Origin of the sequence: Bacteroides salyersiae (assembly GCF_031172035.1) — a bacterium.
GTDB classification, from domain to species: domain Bacteria; phylum Bacteroidota; class Bacteroidia; order Bacteroidales; family Bacteroidaceae; genus Bacteroides; species Bacteroides salyersiae.
In genome coordinates this window covers 2,603,084-2,616,260 of the sequence record NZ_CP133452.1, presented here as the reverse complement: position 1 = coordinate 2,616,260, position 13,177 = coordinate 2,603,084, and the positions used below count along the sequence as shown (strand labels likewise).

The window sequence follows — 13,177 nt, the reverse complement described above, 5'->3', positions numbered from 1 at the left end:
AAAATTTATTTTAAATTAGATATACTAAAATAATAATCGCCTAAGAAAAAAGACTCTGGAGCTTCTCTCCAATGTCCGACTTCAGGATCCATATAGATGAGATCGCCATTCGTATGATATCCTATCACTAATACATTATGTGCAGAATTAGCCATTTCTGAAGGGATATCCACCATAACAACATCACCTCTATCAATGGAACTCTTAAAATCGGAAAAAGGATTCAACTCGAAGTTCTCTCCTACAAAATCTGCCAATAAGGATAATTCTACACCTCCTGTTTCAGTATTAAAATAAGTATCAATAGTAATATCAAATCTCCCTTTGGAATTTGCCAAATTTATATATTCTTGAATAAGCTGTCCTTCTTTCTTTATATTAATGTGATCTCCAAAAATTCTATAAATTAATTCCATTACAGCAACAACACATCCATTAGGCGACTGTTTATCCATTGTTGCCGGCAATTTTCCAACCACAATTTTATCTCCAACTTTAGATTCAAAATCTTTTCCTTTTGCAGGTGGAATAAGTGGAGGAGGATTATACCCTCCGGAACCGCCATCATGAGGTTCATTTATATATCCGTCATTATCATGATTATAGCCATCCTCGTTATTATTAGGATAGTTATCGTCAGGGTGCTCTACCCAGCCACCACCAGGAGGATAATCCCCCCAATCCGGTTTAGGATCAGGTGTCACAATTATATCCGGGAATGTTCCTCCATCATAGAGCGGATCATCTTCCATTCCAGTACGCGTAGCAGGTGGAGTATAGAGTTGAGGAGTTACCTCGTACCGTGCAGGTATTGATCGGAAAACCAATCTGTCAGCATCCGGAAAATCATCCCATCGTTTTTTACGTATTTTGCTTACCACTTTTCCTCTTTCATATTTCCATCCGTTTACAAATTTACCATTTAAATCATGGAATAAAACAGAGCCGAACAAATATTTATCACGATGGAGATATGTATTCTTATTTATCCTGTCGGCATGGGTTTTCGTATAGAATTTAGACGGAATAATAGTCATCAAAAATCCTGTTTCTGTATTCGTTTTATAGTTTTTCATATATACAAAACGAGTATATGAACGACGATATTTCCATTCTTTTGTCTGTTGATAGAAATCCCAATTCTCTTTCGTCACAAAATCCTGACATACACGATCCGTTAAATCTACATCTACAACTAATAAAGAATCATTCCGGTTTATAGCGTAAAATTCCCAACTGGGACTATCTGATAGAACCGGAATGGGATTCACATCAAGATTATCACTACGGGTTTCCATTCCGTGAGCAATCTGTTGCTGGTTATACCAGTTTCTCGCAATATCAAGATCTGACTTTATATCGATATCCCTTGATTTATTTGTCAGGATATCGTAGTCCTCCGTACATGCACACAATAGTAGTATGATTAAAGATACTCCTTTTAAAATTTTTAAATGATTCATGTTTTTATTTTTAATTAATTATATATTAAAGTTACAATCTCCTGATTACATCACAAAACACCTCCTTTCTTTGCCTGTTTCAAATAATTGCTCACTCTCTTCTTTATAAAATTAGTCTTGGCCGAAACTATTTTAACAGGCATATTAATGATATTCTGTGCAGTCTCCAGAGCCAAATCATCTCTTCCAGTGGCCACATATATCCGAAAAAGTTCATATAAGGGAAGTAAACGGCAAGGAATTATATTAGAAGCTGTTTTAAAATACCCTTCTGCACAATGCATATTTTCCATTTCTAAATAATTATATCCTTGAAGTAACTGTACATCATAATCATTCATCTTTTTACTGCATTTCAACAGGATATCATTACTTTTTCTGTATTCTCCTGCTTGGTGTAACACAACACCATAATTATATAAGAAAGCAGATTGTTGTCCCAGAAAAGAATTTTGATACAACTCTTCATAACCACACATATTTTTTACATCGCAAGGATTTTCACTCTTCAATAAGTCAGTCCATTTTATGTCATAAAATCCTTGATAAAATGTATTTATTAAAAGAATAGTTGAGAGAAAAAAGACAATCCATCGATGTACTTTTACTTTTACTATTCTTCTATTATCTGATATGAGCGGATGAAGTATCAGTATAAAAAAAGAAGATATAAATACTACCCTTACAATCTCATATTCAAACGAATACGAGAAAAAAGAACATATTGCTATCGCGACAAGACTCCAAAATGCACTTTTTTGTTCCCGGGTACTATGCCCATAATAGCTGTTAATAGAATAGACTATAATACCAATAATCGGAATAAAACCAATTATACCTCTTTCCGCCACAACCTCTAAGTATTCATTAAAAGGATGGCGAATATTATCACTCAACAGTATAGCCCAGAGTTCATTGGAATGTTTTGTAAGAAAACACGCTTGATCTAACATATACCAAGCCGTGAATTCTCCTGCTCCCAATAAAGGATTATCAATAATGGTTTGGGCACAACATCTCCAAATCAAAAGTCTTCCGTTTGCAGAATCAGGCTTCATTAAATAAAGTAGTACCAATAATAATCCCACGCAACATACAAATAGAAGTTTTCTCTTTAAAAAATAACCCAAAAAAATAGCAATCATTGCAAGTATAGCTGCTCTGGCATTAGATAGAATAATGGAAATCACGACCATTACACAAATTATAATTGACATATTACGACTCAATTTACTTCTTGAAGAAAAGAAATAAAAAGTAAAAGGCAATAAAGCAGCTAATACAGCCGAAATACCAGCCGGATTATCAAATGTAGCTGTTATAACAAATGTAGAACTATAAGAGCTAAAAATACCGAACAGTTGCAAAAAAGCAATCAAACATACGCTACCAGCCAAACTTATTAACAAGAAGTAAAACGGGGAATAATATGAATGATTCGCAAAATAATAATATAATAGTAACAATACCATATTATCTGTAAAAAAGAGACTAACCGAATTATAATTTAAGGAAGATGTAAGCACCCAACTAATTCCCCAACATAGGTATAAAGCTATCAAAGAAACAGGTATATGAAATATCATGCCTTGGTATTCCAGAATGGATATAATAATCCCCAATATACCCAACAAACACCCTATCCAAAGCAAAATCGGAGTATGAAACCTGTCTGCACACCAATCCGGTATAAAATAAACAGTCCCTATAAATAAAAAGGAAATGCAAACGAATATTATCTTAAAAGAAATATCGTGATTATGTTGCAAGGATGTTTCAATACAATTCTTCATCAGTATTATATCAGGTGAATTGAATAAGTACAATTTTATAAGCTAAATTAGATTCAAGATTTATCAATACAACAACAGCTACATAAATTCATTTATAAACACCTGCCGGCCATTCCTATAAAAAAAGGGCAATTCTTCTTTTCCTTTATCTAAGTTCATCAACCAATATATGGTATTCGCCGGAACAGAATCAATATCTAAAAAGTTATATTCTGAAATTACTTCCTTAAATTCAACCCACTGATTATTTTGATAATACAACAATCGATAATGACACCCTGGTTCTATGACGTTCGTTGCAGTTCGGGGTAAGAGACGAATATGAGTTATACAAACTGGCTGCTTAAAATCCATACCGAAGAAGCCCCACCTTGCAAAAGTTTCCGGATTACCATCATAGGCTTTATAATACAAAACTCCCGTATGCATCGGCTCGCCATTTATTCTCTTCAGTGATTTACTTTCCACTGACATATCATTAGTTTTAAACACCGGTAATGCAGACGGTCTATCTGTATTATGACCAGCAGCATCTTCTCCTAAAAATTCCAATTCGGCAATGTCTATCGGCACGCTATCACGATGAAGCCGGTAATAACGGTACTTCTTGTTATTTCCCAATATGTATTCTTGCCAATACGGATCCGGAACTTCACAAATGGTGTATAAAGTATCGTATGGCCCCGTCCATTGGTCGCTACCTAAAATGCGTGTACCTTTCAGATTCCTTCTGTCGTGCACCAAATGTCGTTTGGAAGGGTATTTACGCAATAGATGCATCCGGACGGTTTGAGCCGTATCGCATTTCAATTCTTCCTTAATGGCACAATCGGTGATGCTGTCTTTACGCAATATAAATGGCTTTCCGAAAGGAACAATTCGTCCATCTTCGGCTATATAAGATGGAAAAAAAAGCATATTAAATGGAATCTTCTTAAAAGTAACGCTATGTTTCCAACTACTAATTTTACCCCATGCCACAGGAGACAATTCTTCCTTAGTATTGAAAAATGAGAGATAAGCCAATCGGTTAGAAGTATTAACATGCATAGGTATCGTTATTTCCGTACATTGATGATATCTGTCCGTCACATCCTTAATAGTAGGAACATCGAAAACAGAAGGAAGCATCTCATCCTCGTTTTTCAGAAAATAAGGAGAATCTTTCATCGCAGCAAATGTTCTTTGGTACACTTTACCGACATATTTCAAATCTAAAGGCCAATCTTCCAACAAATTATTGTAGGGAGGAGTATACGGTTGGAGTACATCGGTAGAGTCTGGAGATGCACACCAGTAATGCCTGCTATCCTTATCGGGCCATTGTGGTGTGAACTCGTATACGGTAGGTATACCGCAAGCACGGAAATAGTTGCAAGTGTAAACAGCCAGATTACTGCAATCCATTTTGAATGCAGGAATAAAAAGATCGAACGGACCTATATGTTTATCAGAAATCACCTGCCTGTTCATCTCCTTTTGCCACCGGACATATTTTTTATAATTCTCAATAACTTCATAAATAGTTCCGGCATTGCCAGTAAACAGTTTATCATAGATGATTGACCTTAGCATCGGTTTATTTCCGACAAAATCCTCATCGACAGTGCGATATGGCAGAATCCACTCTTTAAAATCATCAAAAGATATGCTTTTGAGCAACGGAGAATGCTGCCATTCATAAAAAGCATCATCTATATTCTCTATCAGAAATTCTGCTGTAAATCTTTGAATATCATCTAACGTATTAACTTTATCATGCGGAAAGGCCAACGAAGCGTATTGTTGTCCCAAAACCTTTGTCAATGAATCATTATGATTGGCATCAGGAATTAGAGTTCCCATGGAATCAACCATTTTAAAATACGTAAAATACGATTTTGGTAACTCTATATTATATCCACTTTTATGATATGGCATATTACTTATCAGAAAGCAAGCAGCTTTAAACTTCAATCGGTCGTTACTCCTATAATGCTCTAAAACCCGGACTAACTCTGCCCGGTTATTGCCTAATACAGAAAGAGCCTTTTCCACTTCTTCGGGATAAGAAGAACAAGACGAAAAACAAAACATACATACTACATGAAAGATAAACAATATCTTATTATAAGCCATAGTCTTAGATTTACAAAATTTTCATACAGCAAAAGTAGATACATTCCAACAATCTGATGTTCGAAAACATTCTTTCTTTTTCTAAAAACATACCGAATCGAATGATATAAATACAAATCAAAAAAAGCCGATCGATGGATAAAAGATTTAATTGTCCACCTAAAATATCAGAAAGTACACTTAACAAAAAGAATTTCAAACAATTAGCCTGTCCCCCATTATTCATGAGAATATTTCTAAAGTTTATAACATGATTTTCCCCTCTCCTCTCCATTTTTCGCAGCCTTTTTCCTATCTTTGTCCGCATCTATTATTAATAAGGAGAATAAACTATGCCGGACTATGATTTAATCGCCATTCTTGGTCCCACCGCTTCAGGGAAAACCCCTTTCGCCGCCGCACTGGCATCGGAACTAAACACCGAAATCATCAGTGCCGATTCGCGACAAATATACCGGGGCATGGATTTGGGAACAGGCAAAGATCTTGCCGACTACACCGTCAACGGTCGTCAAATCCCCTATCACCTGATCGACATCGCCGACCCAGGTTATAAATACAATGTATTCGAATACCAACGGGATTTCCTGAAAGCCTATGAGGCAATCAAACAAAAAGGCTGCCTGCCTGTTCTATGTGGAGGAACGGGAATGTATTTGGAGTCGGTATTGAAAGGATACAAGCTAATGCCGGTACCCGAAAACACGGAGCTGAGGACAAGATTGGCCGATAAGTCGCTGGATGAATTAACCGCAATCTTGAGCCAATACAAAACGCTTCACAATTCCACAGATGTAGATACAGCGAAAAGAGCTATCAGGGCAATTGAAATAGAAGAGTACTATGCTGCCAATCCGGTAGCAGAACGGGAATTTCCACAACTCAACAGCCTTATCATCGGTGTAGATATCGACCGTGAATTGAGAAGGGAAAAAATAACCAGACGGCTGAAACAACGATTGGAAGAAGGTATGGTAGATGAAGTACGACAACTGCTCGCACAAGGTATTCCAGCCGAAGACCTGATCTACTACGGATTAGAATACAAATACCTGACACTGTATGCCATTGGAGAATTGAGCTATGAAGAAATGTTCAGTCAACTGGAAATAGCCATCCATCAGTTTGCCAAGAGGCAGATGACCTGGTTCCGGGGGATGGAACGACGCGGATTTACTATCAATTGGGTAGACGCAACGCTATCGACAGAAGAAAAGATAGCTTTCGTAAAGCAGAAACTCGAAGGGATTTAGTATCTTTGGCATCAGAAAGATAATAAGAATAATCCCGCAACAGAGAAAGCATAAAGGGAGAAGTTAAAAAAGAATCACTTGTGATCAGACGATTCTGCATAAAGACAGCGAGAAGCGAAAGGTGATCAGAAAATAACATATAGGAGCAATGAGCGTAGAAGCTGGAAAATGGGGGGTGATCTATAACCCCAAAGCCGGGACACGGAAAGTGCAAAAACGATGGAAGGAAATAAAAGAGTACATGGACCAGAAGGGTGTGGCATACGACTATGTGCAATCCGAAGGTTTCGGCTCGGTAGAACGGCTTGCCGGAATTCTTGCCAACAATGGATATACCACCATTGTCGTAGTGGGAGGTGACGGTGCATTGAACGATGCCATCAACGGTATCATGCTTTCCAATGCCGAACACAAAGAGGACATTGCCATTGGAATTATTCCAAATGGTATCGGAAATGATTTTGCCCGATACTGGGATATCGGAATGGACTATAAGCAAGCAGTAGACTGGATTATCAAAAACCGCCATAGGAAAATAGACGTAGGATTCTGTAATTTCTACGATGGTGAAAAGCATCAGCGCCGTTATTTTTTGAATGCCATTAACATCGGGTTCGGTGCACGTATCGTAAAAGTAACCGATGGAACCAAACGTTTCTGGGGAGTCAAATTTTTGTCTTATCTGGCAGCTTTCTTCCTGTTATTCTTCGAACGAAACCTATATCGGATGCATCTCCGCATTAACGACGAACACATCCGGGGACGTATCATGACAGTATGCGTAGGCAGCGCCTGCGGATACGGGCAAACTCCCAGTGCCGTACCCTACAACGGTTGGCTGGATGTTTCGGTTATCTATCGCCCCCAACTTCTGCAAACCATGTCAGGATTGTGGATGTTAATTCAAGGACGGATATTGAATCATAAAGTGGTGAAAAGTTACCGCACCAAAAAGGTAAAGGTGCTCCGTGCCAAAAATGCCGCAGTTGACCTGGACGGACGAATCTTACCCAAACATTTCCCATTGGAAATCGGTATTCTACCGGAGAAAATTACATTAATCATACCGGATTGATAATGATTCAATGTGCCAATGTGCCAATATGCCAATTGCAAAGAATAACAAAACGGAGGAATGGACAAACAGGCGAAATGGATCAGTAAACGAATGGGAAATGCAAGATCAAAAAGGTTAGGAAGTAACCGGAACTTTGATAAATTTACATATTATACATTATGATAGAGCAATTAAAAAACAATCCCGCCGGCAATTTCTTTTTACTTGCCGGTCCCTGTGTGATAGAGGGAGAAGAAATGGCAATGCGTATTGCCGAACGAGTAGTAAACATCACCGATACTCTAAAAATTCCGTATATATTCAAAGGATCCTATCGTAAGGCCAACCGTTCTCGTCTCGACTCATTTATGGGAATAGGCGATGAAAAAGCACTTAAAATTCTCAAGAAAGTACATGATACTTTCGGTGTCCCTACCGTTACCGACATCCATTCTGCCGATGAAGCGACAATGGCTGCCGAATATGTGGATGTGCTGCAAATACCCGCTTTCCTTTGCCGTCAAACAGATATCCTGATTGCAGCAGCCAAAACAGGAAAAGTAGTGAACATAAAAAAAGGGCAGTTCTTATCTCCCATGGCCATGCAGTTTGCAGCCGATAAAGTGCTGGAAGCCGGCAACAAAGAAGTGATGCTTACCGAACGCGGAACGACATTCGGTTATCAAGACCTGGTCGTTGACTATCGTGGCATTCCCGAAATGCAGACATTCGGTTTCCCTGTTATCCTGGATGTTACTCACTCTTTACAGCAACCCAATCAGACCAGTGGAGTAACAGGCGGCATGCCACAATTGATCGAAACCGTAGCCAAAGCCGGAATCGCGGTGGGTGCTGACGGTCTGTTCATCGAAACACATGAAAATCCGGCGATAGCCAAAAGCGACGGTGCCAATATGTTGAAACTCGATCTTTTAGAAGGATTGCTCACTAAATTAGTAAGAATCAGAGAAGCGATAAAATAGCGAACAGCGATTTAGTGATAAGTGATTAGCGAGTAGCAATAAAATCGCAAAGAGTGCTAACCAATGACCTTGTATAGCGCAGCCCGCTTATCACTAATCACTATTTTTATTTCTCTTTTTTGTGATTTATCCCACCCCTCTCCGACAGATAATGCAAAATACTCATTAAAATTCATTATATATGAAACAATTACTTCATGGTTTATTTGTTGCAGCCGCAATCGTATGCTGCAGCTTCCAGCAGGTTTTTGCCCAGCAATTGCCTCCTGTTCCTGTAGATCCGAACGTACGTATCGGTAAACTCGACAACGGACTAACGTACTATATCCGTAAAAACGCACTTCCGGCAAACCGGGCTGATTTCTACATCGCACAGAAAGTAGGTTCAATCCAGGAAGAAGAAAGCCAACGTGGTCTTGCCCACTTTCTGGAACATATGTGCTTCAACGGAACGACCCACTTCCCCGGCGATGCCCTGAAACAGTATCTCGAACATATCGGCGTGAAATTCGGAGAAAACCTGAATGCCTATACTTCAGTTGACGAGACTGTCTACAATATCTCGAACGTCCCTGTCACCATGCCGGGAGCGATCGATTCTTGCCTTCTAATCCTCCATGACTGGTCTAATGATCTGACTTTGGATCCCAAAGAAATAGACAAGGAACGCGGCGTCATCAATGAAGAATGGCGTACCCGCATGAGCGCCATGCAACGTATGCAGGAAAAAATGCTCCCGCAGATGTTTGCCGGAACGAAATATGCCACCTGTTTCCCGATCGGTACGATGGATGTAGTAATGAACTTCAAATATCAAACATTGAGAGATTACTACGAAAAATGGTATCGTCCCGACCTACAGGGCATCGTTGTCGTAGGTGATATCGACGTAGATGCAGTGGAAGCCAAAATCAAAACAATGTTTGCCGATATCCCGGCACAACCCGATGCAGCCGAACGTATCTATTATCCGGTAAATGACAACAAAGAACCTATCATCATTATCGAACAAGATAAGGAACAACCTCATATTCAAGTGCTCGTATTCAACAAACACGACGCTACCCCCGACGACCAAAAGGGTAATATGGGATATCTGGTACAAAACTATGCTACCAACCTTATCAGCAGTATGCTGAACGCCCGCCTGAACGAATTGACACAAACGGCTAATCCTCCGTTTATCTATGCCGGTACTTTCGAAGGCGATTTCTTTGTGGCTAAAACGAAAGACGCATTCACCGGTGTAGTCGTTTGTAAAGAAGGCACCGTAGAAGACGGCATCGCCAATCTATTACGCGAAATGGAACGTGCCCGTCAATTCGGCTTTACAGAAACAGAATACAACCGTGCCCGTGCCGAATACCTCCGCCAGTTGGAATCCGCTTACAATGAACGTGACAAACGTAAAAATGAAGAATACGTAAACGAATACGTTCGCCACTTCCTTGATAAAGAACCGATTCCGGGCATTGAAAACGAATATGCCATCATTAATCAGATCGCTCCGAATATCCCGGTAGCGGCACTGAATCAAATGATGCAGGCTTTGGTGACAGATACCAACCAGGTAGTTGCCATCTTCGGCCCGGAAAAAGAAGGTATACAGATGCCTACGAAAGATGCTGTATTGCAGACTCTGAAAGACGTAAAAGCCGAAAAATTAACGGCTTACGTAGACAAAGTATCCGATGAGCCATTAATGGCCGAGAAACCCCAAGGCGGAAAAATCATTTCCGAAAAAGAAAATCCTATTTTCGGAACCACCGAGCTGACTCTGTCCAACGGTGTAAAAGTCATCTTAAAAAAGACAGATTTCAAAGCTGACGAAATTCGTATGAAAGGTACCAGCCTGGGCGGTAGTTCACTGTTCCCCGACTCGGAAATCATCAACATCAAATCACTCGATGCTATCAGCGCAGGAGGTTTGGGTAATTTCAGCGCAGTAGACCTGGAAAAGGTTTTAGCCGGAAAGAAAGCATCCGTCAACTACGGTATCGGCGATAAGACAGAGAACGTAACCGGTAGCTGTTCTCCTAAAGACCTTGAAACTATGTTGCAGCTCACTTATCTCACCTTCACTGCCCCACGCAGAGACGATGACGCTTTTGCTTCTTACAAAAACCGCAATAAAGCTGCCCTCCAAAATCAGGAACTCAATCCGAATGTGGCATTTGGCGACTCCATACAGGCTGCCATCTATATGCACCATCCGAGAGCTATCCGCATGAAATCCGATATGATCGACAAAATCGATTATGACAAACTCATGGAAATGTACAAAGACCGCTATAAAGATGCAAGCGACTTTACATTCATTTTCGTTGGGAACATCGACATTGCAAAAGACAAAGACCTCATTGCCGAGTATCTGGGTGCCCTCCCTGCCATCAACCGCAAAGAGACATTCAGAGACACCAAACTGGAAATGCGTAAGGGTACTTACAAGAATGAATTCATCAAACAGCAGGAAACGCCGAAATCATCCGTGTTCGTGGTTTACAACGGTAAATGCAAATACAATCAGAAGAATAACATCCTGATGAGCATGACCAGCCAGATCCTTGATTTGGTATACACAGAGAAAGTCCGCGAAGAGGAAGGCGGCACATACGGAGTATATGTAGGCGGCAGTCTTTCTAAATATCCGAAAGAGACAGCGCTCCTGCAAATTATCTTCGACACGGCTCCCGACAAAAAAGACAAGCTGATGAAAATAATCTTTGCCGAAGCTGAAAATCTTGCCAAAGCAGGTCCGTCGGATGCCAATCTTAAAAAGGTAAAAGAATATATGTTGAAAAAGCATACCGAAGATTTGAAAGAAAACAGATTCTGGCTGGGTAGCATCGACGAATATATCTTCACCGGAGTAGATATGATAAAGGACTATGAAAATCTGGTCAACAGCATCACAGCAAAAGAAGTCCAGAAATTTGCCGATGATTTGATGAAACAGAAGAACGAAGTAGAAGTCACGATGGTTAGCCCTGAAAAGAAATGATGCTTTTTAACGAATTGCGCAAACACGGTAAGCTGGCTGCCAAGCGGCACCCGATGTACGATAAAAACCGGTTCGGAAAATACGCCATGTATGCCATGGCGGTTTTCTGGGCAGCGTATCTGATCTTCTTCGGAACCACTTTCGCTTTTGCATTCGATACGAATAGCATGGAGCCTTACCACATCATGAACAGTGGTCTGGTATTTGTCCTTGCACTCGATTTCATATTGCGCTTTCCGCTACAAAAGACCCCGACACAGGAGGTAAAACCTTACCTCCTGATGCCGGTCAGGCGGAACAGGGTAATTGATTTCTTATTGATCCGTTCCGGACTGAGCAGCTACAATCTTATCTGGCTCTTCATGTTCGCACCATTCGCTATCATCACCATTCCGAAATTCTTCGGGCTTTGGGGAGTTCTCACCTATTGTGCCGGTATCTGGCTGCTAATGGTCTTCAACAACTATTGGTTTCTGTTGTGCCGCACACTGATCAGTGAACGAATCTGGTGGGTACTGTTGCCTTTGGCCATATATGGAGGCATTGCCGCCGCCATTTTCATTCCCGAAGACAAGAGCGTGGTTGCCAACTTATTCATTGATCTGGGCGAAGGATATATCGAAGGGAATTTATTGGCTTTCATCGGTACATTAGCGGCAATCGCCCTCATGTGGCTTATCAACCGGAAACTGATGGCAGGCCTGGTGTATGCAGAACTGAACAAAGTGGAAGACACGAAAGTCAATGCTTCCGAATACAAGTTCTTCGAAAAATACGGAGAAGTAGGCGAATATATGCGTCTGGAACTAAAAATGTTGCTGCGCAACAAGGTTTGCAAAAACTCGCTCCGAATGGGCATTCTGGTCGTAATAGCTTTCAGCCTGTTACTGAGTTTCACCGAAGTATACGACGGTACAGGTATGAAAAACTTTATTACAGTTTACAATTTCGCCATTTTCGGAATTCTCTTCCTATTGCAAATTATGAGTTACGAAGGTAATTACATCGATGGGCTTATGAGTCGTAAAGAGTCTATCTATACCTTACTCCGTGCCAAATACATATTATACAGTATCGGTATTCTCATTCCTCTCATCCTGACGATACCGGCAATGGCCATGGGTAAAATCAGTGTACTGACTTCCATCTCATGGGCAGTGTTTACCATCGGCTGTATCTACTTTTGCCTGTTCCAACTTGCTGTTTACAACACCAAAACGATACCCTTGAATGCCAAAATCACCGGCCGGCAAAACTCCGGTTCAGGATTGCAAAGTCTGATTAGCGGCGCCACTTTCGGTATCCCATTGCTACTTTATGCCTTGCTCAAAATTTGGTTGGGAGAGACTACGACTTCATGGGTGTTGCTCGTTATCGGACTGGGATTCATTCTCACTTCGCGCATATGGCTGAAGAATGTATACAACCGGTTTATGAAACGCCGTTACAAAAACATGGAGGGGTTCAGAGACAGTAGACAGTAGGAGATTTATGATTTATGAATTATGA

Annotated in this window: 8 protein-coding genes; 5 read left to right on the top strand and 3 right to left on the bottom strand. The window is 40.4% G+C overall.

Translation table 11 applies throughout. The features are described 5' to 3' along the window. Positions 1–5 precede the first annotated feature (5 nt). From RB604_RS09375 to RB604_RS09365, 3 genes are all read right to left on the bottom strand, one after another. A complete protein-coding gene (locus RB604_RS09375) occupies positions 6–1,463 on the bottom strand; it encodes a C39 family peptidase (protein WP_007478523.1) in 1,458 nt (485 codons plus the stop codon). 50 nt (positions 1,464–1,513) lie between these two features. After that, complete coding sequence (locus RB604_RS09370) at positions 1,514–2,860, bottom strand: O-antigen ligase family protein (protein WP_229103564.1); 1,347 nt, start codon at positions 2,858–2,860, stop codon at positions 1,514–1,516. A gap of 474 nt (positions 2,861–3,334) precedes the next feature. Beyond that, complete coding sequence (locus tag RB604_RS09365; protein WP_224206951.1) at positions 3,335–5,101, bottom strand: hypothetical protein; 1,767 nt, start codon at positions 5,099–5,101, stop codon at positions 3,335–3,337. Positions 5,102–5,706: 605 nt separating this feature from the next. Between RB604_RS09365 and miaA the strand changes: the two genes are divergently transcribed. The 5 genes from miaA (at position 5,707) to RB604_RS09340 (ending at position 13,152) form a co-directional block, all read left to right on the top strand. Continuing rightward, positions 5,707–6,627: a tRNA (adenosine(37)-N6)-dimethylallyltransferase MiaA gene (gene miaA, locus RB604_RS09360; protein ID WP_007478526.1), complete on the top strand. Its 921-nt coding sequence runs from the start codon at positions 5,707–5,709 to the stop codon at positions 6,625–6,627. Between the two features lie 148 nt (positions 6,628–6,775). Then, a complete protein-coding gene (locus RB604_RS09355) occupies positions 6,776–7,702 on the top strand; it encodes a diacylglycerol/lipid kinase family protein (protein ID WP_007478527.1) in 927 nt (308 codons plus the stop codon). A gap of 161 nt (positions 7,703–7,863) precedes the next feature. After that, a complete protein-coding gene (gene kdsA, locus RB604_RS09350; RefSeq protein ID WP_007478528.1) occupies positions 7,864–8,667 on the top strand; it encodes a 3-deoxy-8-phosphooctulonate synthase in 804 nt (267 codons plus the stop codon). 181 nt (positions 8,668–8,848) lie between these two features. Then, complete coding sequence (locus tag RB604_RS09345) at positions 8,849–11,668, top strand: M16 family metallopeptidase (RefSeq protein WP_005925120.1); 2,820 nt, start codon at positions 8,849–8,851, stop codon at positions 11,666–11,668. Then, on the top strand, positions 11,665–13,152 hold the full coding sequence (locus RB604_RS09340; RefSeq protein WP_007478530.1) for a DUF5687 family protein: 1,488 nt from the start codon (positions 11,665–11,667) through the stop codon (positions 13,150–13,152). Before RB604_RS09345 ends, RB604_RS09340 begins: the two co-directional genes overlap by 4 nt. Positions 13,153–13,177 lie beyond the last annotated feature (25 nt).

Excerpts from the sequence above, each read along its gene's own strand:
- miaA (WP_007478526.1), top strand. The coding sequence starts at position 5,707 with ATGCCGGACTATGATTTAATCGCCATTCTTGGTCCCACCGCTTCAGGG.
- kdsA (WP_007478528.1), top strand. The coding sequence starts at position 7,864 with ATGATAGAGCAATTAAAAAACAATCCCGCCGGCAATTTCTTTTTACTT.
- RB604_RS09365 (WP_224206951.1), bottom strand. The coding sequence starts at position 5,101 with ATGGGAACTCTAATTCCTGATGCCAATCATAATGATTCATTGACAAAG.
- RB604_RS09375 (WP_007478523.1), bottom strand. The coding sequence starts at position 1,463 with ATGAATCATTTAAAAATTTTAAAAGGAGTATCTTTAATCATACTACTA.
- RB604_RS09340 (WP_007478530.1), top strand. The coding sequence starts at position 11,665 with ATGATGCTTTTTAACGAATTGCGCAAACACGGTAAGCTGGCTGCCAAG.
- RB604_RS09355 (WP_007478527.1), top strand. The coding sequence starts at position 6,776 with ATGAGCGTAGAAGCTGGAAAATGGGGGGTGATCTATAACCCCAAAGCC.
- RB604_RS09345 (WP_005925120.1), top strand. The coding sequence starts at position 8,849 with ATGAAACAATTACTTCATGGTTTATTTGTTGCAGCCGCAATCGTATGC.